General features: G+C 59.1%; 17 protein-coding genes. 12 read left to right on the top strand and 5 right to left on the bottom strand.

The window, feature by feature from the left end; all coding sequences use genetic code 11:
• Positions 1 to 37: 37 nt before the first annotated feature.
• The 3 genes from ABLV54_RS00405 to abgT all read left to right on the top strand — a co-directional run bounded on the left by ABLV54_RS00405 (position 38) and on the right by abgT (position 4443).
• Positions 38 to 1348, top strand: a complete 1311-nt coding sequence (locus ABLV54_RS00405) for a M20 family metallo-hydrolase (RefSeq protein ID WP_044522725.1) — start codon at positions 38 to 40, stop codon at positions 1346 to 1348.
• A complete protein-coding gene (locus ABLV54_RS00400; protein ID WP_050534354.1) occupies positions 1348 to 2793 on the top strand; it encodes a M20 family metallopeptidase in 1446 nt (481 codons plus the stop codon). The genes ABLV54_RS00405 and ABLV54_RS00400 overlap by 1 nt, the downstream gene beginning before the upstream one ends.
• Positions 2794 to 2916: 123 nt before the next feature.
• Positions 2917 to 4443, top strand: coding sequence for a p-aminobenzoyl-glutamate transporter (gene abgT / locus ABLV54_RS00395; RefSeq protein ID WP_044522707.1), 1527 nt, complete (start codon positions 2917 to 2919; stop codon positions 4441 to 4443).
• 32 nt (positions 4444 to 4475) lie between these two features.
• On the opposite strand, the gene ABLV54_RS00390 is transcribed toward abgT, so the two are convergent.
• A complete protein-coding gene (locus ABLV54_RS00390; RefSeq protein WP_023289507.1) occupies positions 4476 to 4634 on the bottom strand; it encodes a hypothetical protein in 159 nt (52 codons plus the stop codon).
• 267 nt (positions 4635 to 4901) lie between these two features.
• Here ABLV54_RS00390 and ogt point away from each other — a divergent pair, with 267 nt between their 5' ends.
• From ogt to uspE, 3 genes are all read left to right on the top strand, one after another.
• On the top strand, positions 4902 to 5417 hold the full coding sequence (gene ogt, locus ABLV54_RS00385) for a methylated-DNA--[protein]-cysteine S-methyltransferase (protein ID WP_023289506.1): 516 nt from the start codon (positions 4902 to 4904) through the stop codon (positions 5415 to 5417).
• A gap of 193 nt (positions 5418 to 5610) precedes the next feature.
• The gene (gene fnr / locus ABLV54_RS00380) at positions 5611 to 6363 is read left to right on the top strand and encodes a fumarate/nitrate reduction transcriptional regulator Fnr (RefSeq protein ID WP_004887031.1); all 753 of its coding nucleotides are present in this window, start codon (positions 5611 to 5613) and stop codon (positions 6361 to 6363) included.
• Between the two features lie 138 nt (positions 6364 to 6501).
• Positions 6502 to 7452 (top strand): universal stress protein UspE, encoded by a 951-nt coding sequence (uspE, locus tag ABLV54_RS00375; RefSeq protein ID WP_004887033.1) that lies wholly within the window; start codon positions 6502 to 6504, stop codon positions 7450 to 7452.
• Between the two features lie 119 nt (positions 7453 to 7571).
• Here uspE and ABLV54_RS00370 read toward each other — a convergent pair whose 3' ends face one another.
• The 3 genes from ABLV54_RS00370 to pntA form a co-directional block, all read right to left on the bottom strand.
• Positions 7572 to 7760 carry a YdiH family protein gene (locus ABLV54_RS00370; RefSeq protein WP_004887037.1) on the bottom strand — a complete coding sequence of 63 codons (189 nt, stop codon included), beginning with the start codon at positions 7758 to 7760 and terminating at the stop codon, positions 7572 to 7574.
• A gap of 148 nt (positions 7761 to 7908) precedes the next feature.
• Entirely contained in the window at positions 7909 to 9297 is a 1389-nt protein-coding gene (pntB, locus tag ABLV54_RS00365; protein ID WP_023289505.1) for a Re/Si-specific NAD(P)(+) transhydrogenase subunit beta, read from the bottom strand.
• A gap of 10 nt (positions 9298 to 9307) precedes the next feature.
• A complete protein-coding gene (pntA, locus tag ABLV54_RS00360; protein ID WP_048297428.1) occupies positions 9308 to 10837 on the bottom strand; it encodes a Re/Si-specific NAD(P)(+) transhydrogenase subunit alpha in 1530 nt (509 codons plus the stop codon).
• 521 nt (positions 10838 to 11358) lie between these two features.
• Between pntA and ydgH the strand changes: the two genes are divergently transcribed.
• From ydgH to folM, 3 genes are all read left to right on the top strand, one after another.
• Entirely contained in the window at positions 11359 to 12309 is a 951-nt protein-coding gene (gene ydgH, locus ABLV54_RS00355) for a DUF1471 family protein YdgH (RefSeq protein WP_004887044.1), read from the top strand.
• Between the two features lie 177 nt (positions 12310 to 12486).
• On the top strand, positions 12487 to 13869 hold the full coding sequence (locus ABLV54_RS00350; RefSeq protein WP_044522700.1) for an amino acid permease: 1383 nt from the start codon (positions 12487 to 12489) through the stop codon (positions 13867 to 13869).
• 36 nt (positions 13870 to 13905) lie between these two features.
• Positions 13906 to 14628 carry a dihydromonapterin reductase gene (gene folM / locus ABLV54_RS00345; RefSeq protein WP_048334905.1) on the top strand — a complete coding sequence of 241 codons (723 nt, stop codon included), beginning with the start codon at positions 13906 to 13908 and terminating at the stop codon, positions 14626 to 14628.
• Here folM and ABLV54_RS00340 read toward each other — a convergent pair.
• Positions 14625 to 14960, bottom strand: coding sequence for a GlpM family protein (locus ABLV54_RS00340; RefSeq protein WP_023289501.1), 336 nt, complete (start codon positions 14958 to 14960; stop codon positions 14625 to 14627). The two genes, folM and ABLV54_RS00340, sit on opposite strands and share 4 nt — an antisense overlap.
• Positions 14961 to 15088: 128 nt before the next feature.
• Between ABLV54_RS00340 and rstA the strand changes: the two genes are divergently transcribed.
• From rstA to rstB, 3 genes are all read left to right on the top strand, one after another.
• Positions 15089 to 15805, top strand: coding sequence for a two-component system response regulator RstA (gene rstA, locus ABLV54_RS00335; RefSeq protein WP_023289500.1), 717 nt, complete (start codon positions 15089 to 15091; stop codon positions 15803 to 15805).
• Between the two features lie 230 nt (positions 15806 to 16035).
• Positions 16036 to 16398, top strand: coding sequence for a hypothetical protein (locus ABLV54_RS00330; RefSeq protein WP_023289499.1), 363 nt, complete (start codon positions 16036 to 16038; stop codon positions 16396 to 16398).
• A gap of 264 nt (positions 16399 to 16662) precedes the next feature.
• Complete coding sequence (gene rstB / locus ABLV54_RS00325) at positions 16663 to 17964, top strand: two-component system sensor histidine kinase RstB (protein ID WP_032452694.1); 1302 nt, start codon at positions 16663 to 16665, stop codon at positions 17962 to 17964.
• Positions 17965 to 17971 lie beyond the last annotated feature (7 nt).

Genomic DNA, 17971 nt, shown 5'->3' with positions numbered 1-17971 from the left:
AACGCCGTCACATTTTTTACTTATGACAGGATAAGCTATGCCGCAACTTGATGAATACCTGCGCCAGCTGGCGCCAGCCATGACCCAATGGCGCCGCGATTTTCACCTGCACGCTGAATCCGGCTGGCTGGAGTTTCGCACCGCCAGCAAGGTGGCGGAGATCCTCGACGGGCTCGGCTACCAGCTGGCGCTGGGGCGTGACGTCATCGATGCCGACAGCCGGATGGGGCTGCCGGATGAGGAGACCCTGACCCAGGCTTTCGAGCGCGCCCGCGAGCAAGGGGCGCCGGAACGCTGGTTGCCGGCGTTTGAAGGCGGGTTCGCCGGCGTGGTGGCGACGCTCGACACCGGACGTCCCGGCCCAACCCTGGCCTTTCGCGTCGACATGGACGCCCTCGACCTCAATGAGCAGCACGATGACAGCCACCGCCCCCATCGCGACCATTTCGCCTCCTGCAACGCCGGCATGATGCACGCCTGCGGCCACGATGGACATACCGCCATCGGGCTGGGTCTGGCGCATGTGCTGAAGCAGTATGCCGCCCAGCTCAACGGGGTCATTAAACTGATTTTCCAGCCTGCTGAAGAGGGTACCCGCGGCGCCCGCGCGATGGTGGCCGCCGGCGTGGTGGACGAGGTGGACTATTTCACCGCCATCCATATCGGCACCGGCGTTCCGGTCGGCACCGTGGTGTGCGGGGGGGACAACTTTATGGCCACCACCAAATTCGATGTGCAGTTTAGCGGCGTGGCCGCCCATGCCGGCGGTAAGCCTGAAGATGGGCGCAACGCGCTGCTCGCCGCCGCCCAGGCCGCCCTTGCTCTGCACGCCATCCCACCGCACAGCGCCGGCGCGTCGCGGGTCAACGTTGGGGTGATGCAGGCCGGCACCGGACGCAACGTGGTGCCCTCTTCGGCCCTGTTAAAAGTGGAAACCCGCGGCGAAAGCGAAGCCATCAATCAGTATGTTTTTGACCGGGCGCAGCACGTCATCGCCGGGGCCGCGGCAATGCATCAAGCCGGGTACGAGTTACGCATGATGGGCGCGGCCACCGCCAGCGCCCCGTCGCCGGCGTGGGTGGCGTACCTGCGCGAACAGGCCGCCCTTGTGCCCGGCGTGCAGCAGGCGGTGGATCGCATCGCCGCCCCGGCGGGATCGGAAGACGCCACCCTGATGATGGCCCGGGTCCAGGCGCGCGGCGGCCTCGCCTCGTACATGATATTCGGCACCGAACTGAGCGCCGGTCACCACAACGAGAAGTTTGACTTCGACGAGAGCGTAATGACGGTCGCGGTCGACACCCTGGCGCGCGTCGCGCTTAACTTTCCCTGGCAGCGGGGGGTGTGATGGAACCCATCTTTCAGTTTGTGGACGAGGTGATTGAGGCAAGCCGCGAGACGTATTGCGCTATCGCCGATGACATCTGGGATCACCCGGAGACGCGCTTTGAGGAGTTCTGGTCCGCCCGCCGGCTGGCGGACGCCCTGGAAGCGGAAGGTTTTCAGCTTACCCGGGATGCCGGCGGGATCCCCAATGCTTTTATCGCCAGCGTCGGCGAGGGCCAACCGGTTATTGCCCTGCTGGGCGAGTTTGACGCCCTGGCGGGTCTTAGCCAGCAGGCCCACTGCGCGGAGCCGACATCGTCGACGCCGGGGGGCAACGGTCACGGCTGCGGGCACAATCTGCTCGGGACGGCGGCTTTCGCCGCGGCGGTGGCCGCTAAAAAATGGCTGCAGCAGCACGGCGGCGCAGGCACCCTGCGCTTCTACGGTTGCCCGGGAGAAGAAGGCGGCTCGGGCAAAACCTTTATGGTGCGCGAAGGGCTGTTTGATGACGTCGATGCGGCCCTCACCTGGCATCCAGAGGCCTGGGCCGGGATGTTCAGCACCCGCACCCTCGCCAACATTCAGGCGGCGTGGCGCTTTACCGGCACCGCCGCCCACGCCGCCAATTCGCCGCACCTGGGGCGAAGCGCCCTGGACGCGGTCACCCTGATGACCACCGGCAGCAACTTCCTGAATGAACATATTATCGAGAAGGCGCGGGTTCATTACGCCATTACCGATACCGGCGGCGTCTCGCCCAACGTCGTCCAGGCCCAGGCGGAAGTGCTGTATCTGATCCGCGCGCCGGAGATGGCCGACGTGGAACAGATTTTCGCCCGCATTGAGAAGATTGCCCAGGGGGCCGCGCTGATGACCGAGACCCACGTCAGCTGCCGCTTTGAAAAAGCCTGCTCGGGCTATCTGCCTAACCGCACGCTCGAAGCGGCGATGTACCAGGCGGTATGCCGTTACGGCACGCCGGCATGGAGCGACGACGAGCGCGCCTTTGCCGCGGCGATCCGCGCCACGCTCAGCGACAACGATATCAACAACAGCCTGAACAATATCGCCGGCACCGGCGGCGAGGCGGGGAAAACCTTCGCTCGTCGCCACCGCGACACGCTGTTGATTGAGGAGGTGGCGCCGTGGGCGGCCACGGATACGCTCCTCGCCGGCTCCACCGACGTCGGCGATGTCAGCTGGAAAGCGCCGGTGGCCCAGTGCTTCAGCCCCTGCTTCGCGGTGGGTACCCCGCTGCACAGCTGGCAGCTGGTGAGCCAGGGACGCACCGCCATCGCCCATAAAGGGATGCTGCTGGCGGGGAAAGTCCTCGCGGCGACGGCGATCCGCTTATTCAGCGACCGCGCGCTGCTGGAGGCCAGCCAGCGAGAGCTCAGGCAAGCGCTGGCCGAACATCCCTACCGCTGCCCGATCCCGGCGGAGGTGAGACCGTCGGTTTTACGCTAACCATACAGACCAGACCGCTCCTGACAGACGCTGACCGGCATCGCGGCACGCACCGACCATAATAACCGCCGGCAGTACGGGAGCAGGCCTGCCTAACACAACAACGACAACAGAGGAACGCCCATGAGTATGTCATCCATACCGTCGCCTTCCCCCGCCGGAAAGCGCTATGGCTGGGTAGAGAAGATCGGTAATAAGGTCCCGCACCCGTTTTTGCTGTTTATCTATCTCATCGTGGCGCTGATCGCCGCCACGGCGATACTCTCCGCCTTCAACGTCGGGGTCCAAAACCCTGCGGACGGGTCGCGGGTGGTGGTCAAAAACCTGCTCAGCGTGGAAGGGTTGCACTGGTTTCTACCGAACGTGATTAAAAACTTCAGCGGATTCGCGCCGCTGGGGGCGATCCTCGCCCTGGTGCTGGGCGCCGGCTTTGCCGAGCGGGTAGGCCTGTTGCCCGCGCTGATGGTGAAGATGGCCTCCCACGTTAGCGCCCGTTATGCCAGCTATATGGTGCTGTTTATCGCCTTTTTCAGCCATATCTCTTCCGACGCCGCGCTGGTGATCATGCCGCCGCTGGGGGCGCTGATGTTTCTCGCCGTCGGTCGGCATCCGGTCGCCGGCCTGCTGGCGGCCATTGCCGGCGTGGGCTGCGGCTTTACCGCCAATTTACTGATCGTCACCACCGACGTGCTGCTCTCCGGGATCAGCACCGAGGCGGCCAAATCCATCGATGCCTCTCTGCACGTCAGCGTGATCGACAACTGGTACTTTATGGCGACCTCAGTGATCCTCCTGACCCTCGTCGGCGGTTTGATCACTGACAAGCTGGTGGAGCCGCGGCTGGGCCAATGGCAAGGCAGTCGTGATGACAAGCTGCAGACGCTGACCGCCGAGGAGCGTTTCGGCCTGCGCATCGCCGGCGTGGCGACGCTGGCGTTCGTGGCGGTCATCGCCCTGATGGTGGTTCCGGAAAACGGCATTCTTCGCGATCCGGTTCAGCACACGGTCATGCCCTCGCCGTTTATCAAAGGCATCGTGCCGCTGATTATCTTTTTCTTCTTTGTCGTGTCGCTGGCATACGGCATCGCGACCGGCAAAATTCGCCGCCAGGCTGACCTGCCACAGCTGATGATTGAGCCGATGAAAGAGATGGCCGGTTTTATCGTGATGGTCTTCCCGCTGGCGCAGTTCGTGGCGATGTTCAACTGGAGCAATATGGGTAAGTTTATGGCCGTTGGCCTGACGGACCTGCTGGAGAGCGCCGGCATGAACGGTGTCCCGGCGTTTGTCGGTCTGGCGCTGCTGTCGGCTTTTCTGTGTATGTTTATCGCCAGCGGCTCGGCCATCTGGTCGATTCTGGCGCCGATCTTCGTGCCGATGTTTATGCTGCTGGGCTTCCACCCGGCGTTTGCGCAGATCCTGTTTCGCATCGCCGATTCATCGGTGCTGCCGCTGGCGCCGGTTTCACCGTTTGTGCCGCTGTTTCTCGGTTTTTTACAGCGCTACCGACCGGACGCCCGCCTCGGGACATACTATTCGCTGGTGCTCCCTTACCCGTTGATTTTTCTCGCCGTCTGGCTGCTGTTGCTGGTGGGCTGGTATCTGGCAGGACTGCCCATCGGCCCTGGCATCTATCCGCGGCTTCCTTAAGCCGTTGAAGCGCCAGGGACGGCGGCTTACGCTTAACGCGGCACCTTCACTTTGACCTTGCGGGGGAGATCCGCGGCTCCGGCGAAGATGCCGAAAAGCGCGCGATACCCGCGTTCGAGCAACAGCGTGAGGCCGTGGATAACCAGGCCGCTGAAGATCAATACGATTACGCCAGTCAGTATATATTGCATAGCCCCACCTCTGAGTTATTAACCGCGCCGCGCCGACGCGGCGGCACCTTCCCGGGCGCGCAAAGCTGCGCGGAGGACCGGCGTCGTCAGCTTAAAAGTAGCAAAAACCATGCCCGATAACCCTCCAGGATCGATCCAAAAATAAATCAACGTAACGGCCAGTGGCTGCCGGTCGATGATGCGGGTTTATCTTTTGGGAGTATAGTTGACCGCCGCCGGCGCGTGGTATCGTGTGGCCCTCGTGTACGATGGTGGATGACCGAAACGATGTTGACCTTGCTGCAGGATAAAATGGATACCCCGCTGGGGGCGCTGTGGGTGCTCTGCGACGAACAGTTTAATTTGCGCGCCGTCGAGTGGGACGAGCACCGCGATCGGATGGAAACCCTTCTCGATGTACACTATCGCCGGGAAGGCTATCAGCGCGTCGACTGCCGCAATCCAGGCGGTCTCAGCAGTAAGCTGAACGACTATTTTGCCGGCGATCTGGCCGTCATCGAGACCCTGCCTACCGCCACCGCCGGCACCCCTTTCCAGCGCCAGGTCTGGCGGGCGTTACGCGAAATCCCCTGCGGCCAGGTGATGCACTATGGTCAGCTGGCCGAGGCGCTCGGTCGTCCCGGCGCGGCGCGCGCCGTGGGGGCCGCCAATGGCGCCAACCCGGTGAGTATTGTGGTGCCCTGCCATCGGGTCATCGGGCGTAACGGCACGATGACCGGCTATGCCGGCGGCGTGCAGCGTAAAGAGTGGCTTCTGCGCCACGAGGGCTATCTGTTGCTTTGACTGAAAATGCGTTTTCGGAATTTTCAGGTAATTTTACAATCCAATGTGGCTGAATAATCTATTTTTAATCAAGCAGATATCAGCCTGTGTTGATTTACCCTGCTGATATTACGTGTTTCAGAGCCTGAAGACTTACCTGCTCATCAAAAAGATGTTAAAATTGACCAATATCAATTAAGGCCTGAGCAGACATATGATCCCTGAGAAGCGAATTATTCGACGCATTCAGTCTGGCGGTTGTGCTATCCATTGTCAGGATTGCAGTATCAGCCAGCTCTGCATCCCCTTTACTCTGAACGAGCATGAGCTTGATCAGCTGGATAATATTATCGAGCGGAAAAAGCCCATCCAGAAAGGTCAAACCTTGTTCAAAGCGGGTGATGAGCTGAAATCGTTGTACGCCATTCGCTCCGGGACCATCAAAAGCTACACCATCACCGAGCAAGGCGATGAGCAGATTACCGGCTTCCATCTGGCGGGCGATCTGGTGGGCTTCGACGCCATCGGCACCGGCCTGCACCCGAGCTTCGCCCAGGCGCTGGAAACCTCGATGGTGTGCGAGATCCCCTTTGAAACCCTCGACGATCTTTCCGGAAAAATGCCGAATCTGCGTCAGCAGATGATGCGCCTGATGAGCGGTGAGATCAAAGGCGACCAGGATATGATCCTGCTGCTTTCCAAAAAGAACGCCGAAGAGCGCCTGGCCGCGTTTATCTATAACCTGTCCCGCCGTTTCGCGCAGCGCGGTTTCTCTCCCCGCGAGTTCCGACTGACCATGACCCGCGGCGACATTGGCAACTATCTCGGCCTCACCGTCGAAACCATCAGCCGTCTGCTGGGGCGTTTCCAGAAGAGCGGCATGCTGGCGGTGAAAGGCAAATACATCACCATTGAAAACGGCGACCTGCTGGCCCAGCTGGCCGGTCAGGCGCGCAACGTCGCTTAATCTCCGCGCAACACCTGGTCAGGATCGGCATTTTTTTCAGATTTGTTGATCTGACCAGGCTCCTCCCCTGTTTCAATTCATCCATATAGGTTATCTTTTTAATAACTGACGGTAGCTGCAGTTGTAAGGAGACCCTGTATGGCGAAGTATCAGAGCATGCTGGTAGTAATCGATCCTAACCAGGACGACCAGCCGGCGCTAAGGCGAGCGGTGTACCTGCACCAACGGATTGGTGGACGCATCAAAGCCTTTTTGCCGATCTATGATTTTTCTTATGAAATGACCACCCTGCTGTCGCCGGACGAACGGACGGCGATGCGTCAGGGCGTCATTGCCCAACGAACGGCCTGGATCCGCGAGCAGGCGAAATTCTATCTTGAATCCGGTGTGCCGATTGACGTGAAAGTGGTGTGGCACAACCGCCCCTTCGAAGCCATTATTCAGGAAGTGATCAGTGAGAAACACGACCTGCTGCTGAAGATGGCCCACCAGCACGACAAGCTGGAAGCGGTGATCTTCACCCCGACCGACTGGCATCTGCTGCGTAAGTGCCCCTGCCCGGTCTGGATGGTGAAAGATCAGCCGTGGCCGGAAGGCGGTAAAGCGCTGGTCGCCGTCAATCTGGCCAGTGAAGAGAATTATCACAACACCCTCAACGAGAAGCTGGTTCGCGAGACGCTGTCGCTGGCGGAAGAAGTCAACCACACTGAAGTACACCTTATCGGCGCCTATCCGGTCACCCCGATCAATATCGCGATTGAGCTGCCGGATTTCGATCCCAGCGTCTACAACGACGCCATTCGCGGTCAGCATCTGCTGGCGATGAAAGCGCTGCGGCAGAAGTTTGGCATTGACGAGAAATTCACCCATGTGGAAAAAGGGTTGCCTGAGGAGGTGATCCCGGATCTCGCCGAGCATCTGCAGGCGGGGATCGTGGTGCTGGGTACAGTCGGACGCACCGGCCTCTCCGCGGCGTTCCTTGGCAATACCGCGGAGCAGGTCGTCGACCACCTGCGCTGCGATCTGCTGGTGCTTAAACCAGAGGCCTATCAGACGCCGGTGGAACTGGACGACGACGACGACGATTAACCTTCCCTCCCGGAACGTTCACCTTCCCCCGCCTCGCGGGGGATTTTTTTGCCCGCTTTCCCTCAGGCACAAAAAAGGGCCGCTTGCGGCCCCGTCATTACATGGCGATCATGAACGACTCAGTGGATACCCAGACGCCAGGCCAGATCGATCTCTTCTTTCAGCTCCAGCGAGGAGAGCGCCATCAGGTCAGCAAACTCCAGCTCCAGCAGTTTAAGTTTTTTCAGATACTGCGCTGGGGTCATGACGGTAGTGTCGCGGCGTAAGAATTCGATGGCCATCTGCGTTGGGGTTAACTCGGTATCCATAATATCCTCTGTCTGATGTAAGAACCGGAACATTATATCACCTCTCTCCGCTTATTTTATGAACAATTCCTGGCATCCTTCTGCATATAAAAAAGCCGTCTCACAGGAGACGGCTTATAAACAAACGTTGTAAAACAATAATGTTACATTACAGCGCTTTCAGGATCGCATCGACGCTGGCTTTGGCATCGCCAAACAGCATATGGGTGTTCTCTTTAAAGAACAGCGGGTTCTGTACGCCGGCGTAACCGGTGTTCATCGAACGCTTAAAGACCACCACGTTCTGCGCTTTCCACACCTCAAGCACCGGCATACCAGCAATCGGGCTCTTCGGATCGTCCTGCGCCGCCGGGTTGACGGTATCGTTAGCGCCAATGACCAGCACGGTGTCGGTGTCGCTGAAATCATCGTTGATCTCATCCATCTCCAGCACGATGTCGTAAGGCACCTTGGCCTCCGCCAGCAGGACGTTCATATGCCCCGGCAGACGGCCGGCGACCGGGTGAATGCCAAAGCGCACCTTAATGCCGCGCGCCCGCAGCTTCTCGGTGATCTCGGCTACCGGATACTGCGCCTGGGCCACCGCCATACCATAGCCCGGGGTGATGATGACCGAGTGCGAATTTTTCAGCATCTCCGCCGTCTCTTCGGCGCTAATTTCGCGGTGCTCGCCCACTTCTTCATCGCCGCCGCTGGAGGAACCATCGGTGCCGAAGCCGCCGGCAATCACGCTGATAAAGGAGCGGTTCATCGCCTTACACATAATGTAAGAGAGGATGGCGCCGGAAGAGCCCACCAGCGCGCCGGTGACGATTAGCAGGTCATTGCTCAGCATAAAGCCCGCCGCCGCCGCCGCCCAGCCCGAGTAGGAGTTGAGCATAGAGACTACCACCGGCATGTCCGCGCCGCCGATAGAGGCCACCAGATGCCAGCCGAAGGCCAGCGCGATCGCGGTCATCACCAGCAGGCACAGGACCTGGGTGCCGGTGCTGTCGGAGCGCACGAAAATCACCATCAGTACGAAGGAGACCACCAGCGCCGCCAGGTTCAGCTTATGGCGATTAGGCAGCATCAGCGGTTTGGAGGAGATCTTGCCGCGCAGTTTACCAAACGCCACCACCGAACCGGTGAAGGTCACCGCGCCGATGAAGATGCCGAGGAACACTTCGGTCAAATGGATATTGACCAGAATCTGCTCCATACCGGTTTCATGCTGCAGGTAGCTGTTAAACCCTACCAGCACCGCCGCCAGGCCCACGAAGCTGTGCAGGATGGCCACCAGCTCCGGCATCTCGGTCATTTCGACCTTCTTCGCCAGACGAATACCGATGGCCCCGCCGATCACCATCGCGAGGATAATCCAGCCGACGTTGCCGGCGTCCGGCCCCAGAATGGTGGCGATCAGAGCGATGGCCATCCCGGCGATGCCGAAATAGTTGCCCTGCTGCGAGGTTTCGTGTTTCGACAGACCCGCCAGGCTGAAAATAAACAGGATTGCAGCAACAATGTATGCAGCTGTAACTAATCCACCAGACATGTGCTACCCCTTATCCTTTGCGAAACATTTTCAGCATGCGCTGAGTCACGGTAAAACCACCGAAAATATTAATGCTGGCGATCAGTACCGCGATAAAGCTCAGGAAGCTGACCCAGCCGCCGTGGCCTATCTGCAACAATGCGCCAACCACGATAATGCCCGAAATGGCGTTCGTCACCGACATCAGCGGCGTATGCAGGGCATGGGAGACATTCCATACCACGTAGTAACCCACCACGCAGGCCAGCGCGAAGACGGTGAAATGGCCGAGGAACTCTTTTGGCGCCACGTTGGCCAGCCAGCCGAAGAGGATAATCGCCAGCGCGATCAGCGCATATTTGCGCCACGGCGACGCCGGTTTGACCTCTTCTTTCGGCGCTTCCACTTTTTTCGCCGCGGCCTGCGGCTGAGCGGAGACCTGAATCGGCGGCGCCGGCCAGGTGATTTCGCCTTCGCGCACCACGGTCACGCCGCGCACCACCACGTCATCGAAATCGATAACGATATTGCCGTCTTTCTCTTTGCACAGCAGCTTCAGCAGGTTCACCAGATTAGTGCCGTAGAGCTGGGAGGACTGGGTCGGCAGACGGCCTGGGAGGTCGGTATAACCGATAATTTTCACGCCGTTGGCGGTGGTCACCACTTCGCCCGGCACGGTGTACTCGCAGTTGCCGCCGTTTTGCGAGGCGAGATCGACCACCACGCTGCCCGACTTCATTGAGTCAACCATTTCCCGGGTGATCAGCTTCGGCGCCGGTTTGCCCGGTATTAACGCCGTGGTGACGATAATATCGACCTCTTTCGCCTGGGCGGCGAACAGCGCCATTTCGGCTTTGATAAAGGCTTCGGACATCACCTTGGCATAGCCGTCGCCGCTGCCCGCTTCCTCTTTAAAATCCAGCTCGAGGAACTCGGCGCCCATACTCTGCACCTGCTCCTTCACTTCCGGGCGGGTATCGAAGGCGCGGACAATCGCGCCCAGGCTGTTGGCGGCGCCAATCGCCGCCAGTCCAGCTACCCCGGCGCCGATAACCATCACCTTGGCGGGCGGAACTTTGCCTGCCGCCGTGATCTGCCCGGTAAAGAAACGACCGAATTCATGGGCCGCTTCAACGATAGCGCGGTACCCGGCGATATTGGCCATTGAGCTGAGCGCATCCAGCGATTGGGCGCGTGAGATACGCGGCACCGAATCCATCGCCATCACGTTGATATTACGGGCCGCCAGTTTTTCCATCAGCTGCGGGTTTTGCGCCGGCCAGATAAAGCTAATCAGCGTGGTTCCTGGGTTTAACAGGGCAATTTCATCGTCATTCGGGGCATTGACCTTGAGGATGACATCAGACTGCCACACCTCGTCGCCGGTCACGATTTCAGCCCCTGCCTGGGCAAAGGCCTCATCGTCAAAGCTGGCCAGCTTCCCGGCGCCGCTTTCTACCGCGACGCTAAAGCCGAGTTTGAGCAACTGCTCAACGGTCTTCGGCGTGGCGGCGGCCCGGGTCTCCTGGGCTAGCCTTTCTTGTGGTACACCAATACGCATAGTTTTCCCTTCCATCGGTTTTTGATGATGGTTTACTTTTCTGACCAACAGCGACAGGACGGCAAAATCATCCTCGCCATCTTTCGCTGTCTGCAAAATGAAACAGTAACAAACTTTTTATAACCTACTGAAAATAGCGATTGTGATCTACAGCGATAAAACAGAAATTTTGATTTTATTGCTTATTGTCAGCACAGATGGTTCCGGGCAGCAATATTTACCTGAATTTGCCTCTCAGGCCTGATAATCCGCTTATCCAGTGGTATAAAACGCCATTTATCGCCATTGAGATCATTGTATTAACATTACATTAACTAATAAAAGTGGTATCGATTATCGTTTTTGCTGGTCAAGCGGCTGTTTTTTCAACATATCGAAAAATGTTATCTTTCCGTAGTATACGATTCGGGCGGCACGCAAAAAATGACGCAGACAGTCACGGCGATTAAATGCAATAATCAAACGTTTTCAGTCAACAACAACACCAGTATATGGTTTGCGCAAGGCAAAGGATTATTTTTATGAAGCTTAAAAACACCCTCCTGGCGTCTGCTCTCCTGACAACCGCCACGTTGTCTGCCCACGCAGCGACCGAGTTGACCCCGGAGCAGGCGGCTGCGCTGAAGCCCTACGATCGCGTTGTCGTCACCGGCCGCTTTAATGCCATTGGCGACGCGGTGCAAGCGGTATCGCGCAAAGCTGACAAAGACGGCGCGGCCTCATTCTATGTTGTCGACACGTCGGATTACGGCAATGGCGGCAACTGGCGCGTCACGGCTGACCTCTATAAAGACGACGCGCCGAAAGCGGATGCGCCGAAAAATCGCATCATCAATGGCGTGATGGAGCTGCCGAAAGATCAGGCCGTTGAGCTGATGCCTTACGACACCGTCACCGTCCAGGGCTTCTATCGCAGCCAGCCGGAAGTGAACGACGCCATCACCAAAGCGGCGAAAGCGAAAGGCGCCTATGCGTTCTTCATCGTCCGCCAGGTCGACGCCAACCAGGGCGGCAATCAGCGCATTACCGCCTATATCTACAAAAAAGATGCGGAAAAACGCGTTCTGCAGAGCCCGGACGCTATCCCGGCTGATTCTGAAGCCGGCCGCGCGGCGCTGGCCAAAGGCGGCGAAGCGGCGAAAAACGTCGAAATCCCGGGCGTCGCCACCACCGCGGCGGTTGGCTCCGGCACCGGCGTAGGTCGTTTCTTCGAGACCCAGTCGTCAAAAGGCGGACGTTACACTGTCACGCTGCCGGACGGCACCAAAGTTGAAGAAGTGAACAAAGTGACTGCGGCGCAAATGGTGCCGTTCGATAACATCAAGTTCACCGGCAACTACGGCAACATGACCGAGATCTCCTATCAGACGGCAAAACGAGCGGCGAAGAAAGGGGCGAAGTACTATCACATTACCCGCCAGTGGCAGGAACGCGGCGGCAACATCACCATCAGCGCCGATTTGTACAAATAATCGCTGCTGACTGGCTAAAAAGGCGGCGCATTGCCGCCTTTTCATTTTTTTTCATCCCCCGCCATTGCATGGCCCCCGGACACTCCGTAAAATCCCGCGCCTTAGCGCAATCCTCCATTTTTATGCGATTTCGCAAAATAAATATTCTGGAACAGCCATTTTCACCTCGGGAATGCAATGGAAAAGAAACTGGGCCTGAGCGCCCTGACCGCCCTGGTCCTCAGCTCAATGCTCGGCGCTGGCGTATTCAGTTTGCCGCAAAATATGGCGGCCGTGGCCAGCCCTTCCGCTCTGCTCATCGGCTGGGCGATTACCGGCGTCGGGATCCTGTTCCTCGCCTTCGCGATGCTGCTGTTGACCCGTATTCGTCCCGACCTCGACGGCGGGATCTTCACCTACGCCCGCGAAGGGTTCGGCGAGCTGATCGGCTTCTGTTCCGCCTGGGGCTACTGGCTGTGCGCGGTGATCGCCAATGTCTCCTATCTGGTGATCGTCTTTTCGGCGCTCAGTTTCTTCACCGATACCCCTGAGCTGCGCCTGTTTGGCGATGGCAACACCTGGCAGTCTATCGTTGGCGCTTCAGTTCTGCTGTGGGTGGTCCACTTCCTGGTCCTGCGTGGCGTGCAGACGGCGGCGGGAATTAACCTGGTCGCCACCCTCGCCAAGCTGTTGCCGCTGGGGGCGTTTGTCGCCCTCGCCGCCCTGGCCTTTCAGCTGGATACGTTCCGCCTCGATTTCAGCGGCCTGGCGCTGGGCGTACCGGTGTGGGAGCAGGTTAAAAACACGATGCTGATCACTCTGTGGGTGTTTATCGGCGTCGAGGGCGCGGTGGTGGTCTCCGCCCGCGCGCGACACAAGCGGGACGTTGGCCGCGCGACGCTGCTGGCGGTGCTTTCGGCCCTCGCGGTGTATCTGCTGGTCACCCTGCTGTCGCTGGGCGTGGTGCCGCGTAGCGAACTGGCCGAAATGCGCAACCCGTCGATGGCGGGACTGATGGTCAGACTGATGGGCTCGTGGGGTGAAATTGTGATTGCCGCCGGGCTAATCGTGTCGGTGTGTGGCGCCTATCTCAGCTGGACGATCATGGCTGCCGAAGTGCCTTACCTCGCCGCCACTCACAAAGCCTTCCCGCGCCTGTTCGCCCGCCAGAACCGCAACAACGCCCCCTCCGCTTCGCTGTGGCTGACCAATATCAGCGTTCAGGCGTCGCTGGTCCTCATCTGGCTGACCGGTTCGGACTACGGCACCCTGCTGACCATCGCCTCAGAGATGATCCTCGTGCCCTATCTGCTGGTCGGCGCCTTTTTGCTCAAAATCGCCACCCGTCCGCTGCATAAAGCGGTGGGTATCGGCGCCTGCATTTATGGCTTATGGTTATTATACGCGTCGGGACCTGTGCATTTGCTGTTGTCGGTGGTACTTTACGCTCCGGGTCTTCTGGTCTTTTTGTACGCCCGACGTACGCACCAGCACGATCGTTCGCTCAAACGCCGCGAATTGGCGCTAATTGGTTTATTGCTGGTTGCCGCTGTGCCGGCAACGTGGATGCTGGTGGGGTAAGCGGTCGCCCTGCCGCAGAAATCAAAGGAGATACCCATGGCTGAACAACAGCCCCGCCCGGTTCTGATCACAGGAGGAGGCCGCCGCATCGGCCTCGCGCTGGCGCACCATTTTCTGCAGCAACACCAGCCGGTGATCGTCAGCTATCGCACGCCCTATCCGGCGATCGAAGACCTGCGCGAAGCGGGCGCCCTCTGTCTGCAGGCCGACTTCAGCAGCGATGACGGCATTCTGACCTTTGCCGAAGCGGTTAAATCGCATACCAGCGGCCTGCGGGCCATCATCCACAACGCCAGTGACTGGATGGCGGAGAAGCCGGGCGTACCGCTCAGCACGGTGATCAACCGCATGATGCAGATCCACGTCCATGCCCCCTATCTGCTCAACCACGCGCTGGAGGAGCTCCTGCGCGGCCACGGCCACGCCGCCAGCGACATTATCCATATCACCGATTACGTGGTGGAGCGCGGGAGCGATAAACATATCGCCTACGCCGCCAGCAAGGCCGCGCTGGACAACATGACCCGCTCCTTTGCCCGCAAGCTGGCCCCGGAGATCAAAGTCAACGCCATTGCGCCGTCGCTGATCATCTTCAATGAAGGTGACGACGAGGCTTATCGTCAGCAGGCGCTGGATAAGTCGCTGATGAAAATCGCCCCGGGCGAGAAAGAGATCAGCGACCTTATCGACTATCTGTTTACCAGCCGCTACGTGACCGGCCGGTCATTCGCCGTCGACGGCGGTCGCCCTCTGCGTTAGTGGAAGCGGCTCCAGCCAACAATCAACAGCCACGCGCACAGCCCCCAGCACCCCACTGCGCCTGCCAGCGCCAACGGCAGGCGCATGATCCCGGTGAAGTACCACAGCGACAGCAGATAGATAAAATAGGGAACGATCGACCACATACCGAACACGATAGTGGTGCGCAGGGCTTCAATACCGCGCTCGCTGGCGACAATATAGTGGGCGATGAGCGCAAAGGTGGGAAACAGCGGAACAAGTCCGGCGATGGCGTAGTTTTTGGTTTTCGCCAGCACGCCAATCAGCACCACCACCAGCGCGCCCAGCAGCCCTTTGATTAACAGCCCCATGTCCTTATGCCTTAACAATGAATCAACAAGTTAGCGCAGCATAGCGGAATTAGCGCTGTTTATAAAAGAGGAATGGCGGGTAAAATAGGCGCGGTGTATGTTACTTCTTTTACTGATGTGCAATAGACATGAATAAAATCGTTTTTGTTGAGGATGACCCTGAGGTAGGGGCGCTGATCGCCGCCTATCTCGGCAAGCATGATATGGATGTGGTGGTCGAGCCTCGCGGCGACCGCGCAGAGGAAGTGATCGCGCGGGAGAAACCGGACCTTGTGCTCCTGGACATTATGCTGCCCGGCAAGGACGGAATGACGCTCTGTCGCGATCTGCGTGGGCAATGGCAAGGGCCGATTGTCCTGCTGACCTCGCTCGACAGCGATATGAACCATATCCTCTCCCTGGAGATGGGCGCCAGCGATTATATCCTGAAAACCACCCCGCCGGCGGTGCTGCTGGCGCGACTGCGTCTGCATTTGCGCCAGCATATCGCCCCGGCGGGAGCAGGCGCGCCTGCGACGCTCACCCCGCACAAGACCATCTCCTTTGGCTCACTGACCATTGACCCGGTCAACCGCCAGGTGCTGCTCGGCGGAGAAAGCGTCGCCCTGTCTACCGCCGATTTCGACCTGCTGTGGGAGCTGGCTACCCACGCCGGGCAGATTATGGACCGCGACGCCCTGCTGAAAAATTTACGCGGCGTCACCTACGACGGGATGGATCGCAGCGTCGACGTCGCCATCTCGCGCCTGCGCAAAAAACTGCTCGATAACGCCACAGAACCCTACCGGATTAAGACGGTACGCAATAAAGGCTACCTCTTCGCCCCCCACGCTTGGGACAACTGAGCGGTCCTTCTGCGGCCCTGAAAGGGGCCCGTTTCACCGCCTGACCCCGGCGGCATGCGCATCGCGTTTTTCGCCGCCTTCGCGCTGGCGGGCCGCCGCCAGTTTGTCATATTGAGTAAATCAATATGTTTCGCCGTACAGAAGCCCATCACATAACCCCTCAATATGATTGTGCTCAAGGACTTACCGTTATCAGAATGGCATAAAGCCTGAAAACACAGGACTTTTGCATGATGAAATACGTTGTACTTTTGGCACTTACCCTCTTCACGTCACTCTCTGGCTGGGCTTTTTCCCTCGACAATGCCGATATCCGGCTCCTCTGTCCACAGCGCGGGCAAATTAAGGTGCTCCTCCACCGCTATCAACATACCCAGCAATCCTGGGGAGATCACCATTTCGAAACCGGCGGCGGATACGTGCGCCAGGGGCCGCTGCTGGTGATCCCGTTTGCTAACCTTGATCAGATGATTTACCACCAGACCACCGGCGAATTTGCTTACTGGTATGCCGAAGCAAAACAGCTGGTGCGCTGTCGACTGCTGAGCCTGGCCACCCTCTATCCGGTGGATATCCCCTACTATCGCGAGTAGCGCCCAGCGGCGCGCAGATGACACTGGACATAATCCTTGCCTAATGCAGAGGTAAGCTCGCAATAAGTGACACTGTCACATTTTCAACGACGTCGCTCCCCCCGGCTGGCTATTGTCAGGGGGCATAAACCCTGCTTTGATAGCGTATCGGTTACTCCCGCGCGGGCCTCGGCTCGCCCCGGTTAACCCGAGACGTTTCCGCCTCGCCGGGCAGATGGTCCCGAGGCGCCGGCAGGTTTCTCTTTTTGACTATGCGGTAATGTAATGAAAAAGCTGTTCGTGCAGTTCTACCTTCTGCTCTTCGTCTGCTTTCTGGTGATGACCATGCTGGTGGGCCTGGTCTATAAATTTACCGCTGAACGCGCCGGCCGGCAGTCGCTTGACGATCTGATGAAAAGCTCACTGTATCTGATGCGCAGCGAGTTGCGGGAAATTCCGCCTCGCGACTGGAGCAAGACGCTGAAAGAACTGGATCTTAATCTGTCGTTCGACCTGCACATCGAGCCGATGAGCAAATTCAAATTGTCGGAAAGCTCGATGCAGCACCTGCGCGCCGGGGATATCGTCGCGCTCGACGACCAGTACACCTTTATCCAGCGCATCCCCCGCAGCCACTATGTGTTATCCGTGGGCCCGGTGCCCTATCTCTATTTTCTGCATGAAATGCGTCTCCTGGACGTAGCGCTGATGGCGTTTATCGCTATCTCGCTGGCCTTCCCGGTGTTTATCTGGATGCGTCCGCACTGGCAGGACATGCTGCGCATTGAGACCGCCGCCCAGCGCTTTGGCGAAGGCCACCTCAGCGAGCGTATTCATTTTGACAGCATGTCCAGCTTTGAGCGGCTCGGGGTGGCCTTCAACCAGATGGCCGACAACATTAACGCCCTCATTGCCAGTAAAAAGCAGCTGATTGACGGCATCGCCCATGAGCTCAGGACGCCGCTGGTGCGCCTGCGCTACCGTCTGGAGATGAGCGAAAACCTCACCGAGGCGGAATCGCAGGCGCTGAACCGCGATATCGGCCAGCTGGAGGCGCTCATAGAAGAGCTCCTGACCTACGCCCGTCTCGACCGCCCGCAGACGGAGCTCAGCCTGACCACCCCCGATTTCCCCGCCTGGATCAGCGACCACGTCGAGGATATCCAGATGGTCAACCCGCAGCGCGAAGTCGGCCTGGCGACGCTGACCCGCGGCAACTATGGCGCGCTGGATATGCGGTTGATGGAGCGGGTGCTGGATAATCTGGTGAACAACGCCCTGCGCTACAGCGGTCAGCGGGTGGCGGTCAGCCTGACCCTGCAGGGTTCCCGCGCGTCGTTGCAGGTCGACGATGACGGCCCGGGCATTGCCCCCGAGGAGCGCGAGCGGGTGTTCGAACCTTTTGTTCGTCTTGACCCCAGCCGCGATCGGGCGACCGGAGGCTGCGGCCTCGGCCTGGCCATTGTCCACAGTATCGCCCAGGCGATGGGGGGCGACGTTCGCTGCGAGGCCAGTCCACTCGGCGGCGCCCGCTTCTGCTTTAGCTGGCCGGTCTATCATCAGTTGCCCGATTTTACCTCTGCCTGAATAAAAC

It is taken from the genome of Klebsiella sp. JB_Kp042 (assembly GCF_040065275.1).
GTDB lineage: Bacteria > Pseudomonadota > Gammaproteobacteria > Enterobacterales > Enterobacteriaceae > Klebsiella > Klebsiella quasipneumoniae.
The sequence above is the reverse complement of the archived record's forward strand: the minus strand, read 5'-3'. Positions and strand labels throughout refer to the sequence as shown.

What these genes read in the sequence shown, in the direction of transcription:
- pntA (WP_048297428.1), bottom strand. Translation starts at nt 10,837, where the DNA reads ATGCGTATTGGTGTACCACAAGAAAGGCTAGCCCAGGAGACCCGGGCC.
- uspE (WP_004887033.1), top strand. Translation starts at nt 6,502, where the DNA reads ATGGCGAAGTATCAGAGCATGCTGGTAGTAATCGATCCTAACCAGGAC.
- rstA (WP_023289500.1), top strand. Translation starts at nt 15,089, where the DNA reads ATGAATAAAATCGTTTTTGTTGAGGATGACCCTGAGGTAGGGGCGCTG.
- ABLV54_RS00340 (WP_023289501.1), bottom strand. Translation starts at nt 14,960, where the DNA reads ATGGGGCTGTTAATCAAAGGGCTGCTGGGCGCGCTGGTGGTGGTGCTG.
- ABLV54_RS00400 (WP_050534354.1), top strand. Translation starts at nt 1,348, where the DNA reads ATGGAACCCATCTTTCAGTTTGTGGACGAGGTGATTGAGGCAAGCCGC.
- ABLV54_RS00390 (WP_023289507.1), bottom strand. Translation starts at nt 4,634, where the DNA reads ATGCAATATATACTGACTGGCGTAATCGTATTGATCTTCAGCGGCCTG.
- pntB (WP_023289505.1), bottom strand. Translation starts at nt 9,297, where the DNA reads ATGTCTGGTGGATTAGTTACAGCTGCATACATTGTTGCTGCAATCCTG.
- ABLV54_RS00370 (WP_004887037.1), bottom strand. Translation starts at nt 7,760, where the DNA reads ATGGATACCGAGTTAACCCCAACGCAGATGGCCATCGAATTCTTACGC.
- abgT (WP_044522707.1), top strand. Translation starts at nt 2,917, where the DNA reads ATGAGTATGTCATCCATACCGTCGCCTTCCCCCGCCGGAAAGCGCTAT.
- fnr (WP_004887031.1), top strand. Translation starts at nt 5,611, where the DNA reads ATGATCCCTGAGAAGCGAATTATTCGACGCATTCAGTCTGGCGGTTGT.
- ydgH (WP_004887044.1), top strand. Translation starts at nt 11,359, where the DNA reads ATGAAGCTTAAAAACACCCTCCTGGCGTCTGCTCTCCTGACAACCGCC.
- ABLV54_RS00405 (WP_044522725.1), top strand. Translation starts at nt 38, where the DNA reads ATGCCGCAACTTGATGAATACCTGCGCCAGCTGGCGCCAGCCATGACC.
- folM (WP_048334905.1), top strand. Translation starts at nt 13,906, where the DNA reads ATGGCTGAACAACAGCCCCGCCCGGTTCTGATCACAGGAGGAGGCCGC.
- ogt (WP_023289506.1), top strand. Translation starts at nt 4,902, where the DNA reads ATGTTGACCTTGCTGCAGGATAAAATGGATACCCCGCTGGGGGCGCTG.
- ABLV54_RS00350 (WP_044522700.1), top strand. Translation starts at nt 12,487, where the DNA reads ATGGAAAAGAAACTGGGCCTGAGCGCCCTGACCGCCCTGGTCCTCAGC.
- ABLV54_RS00330 (WP_023289499.1), top strand. Translation starts at nt 16,036, where the DNA reads ATGATGAAATACGTTGTACTTTTGGCACTTACCCTCTTCACGTCACTC.
- rstB (WP_032452694.1), top strand. Translation starts at nt 16,663, where the DNA reads ATGAAAAAGCTGTTCGTGCAGTTCTACCTTCTGCTCTTCGTCTGCTTT.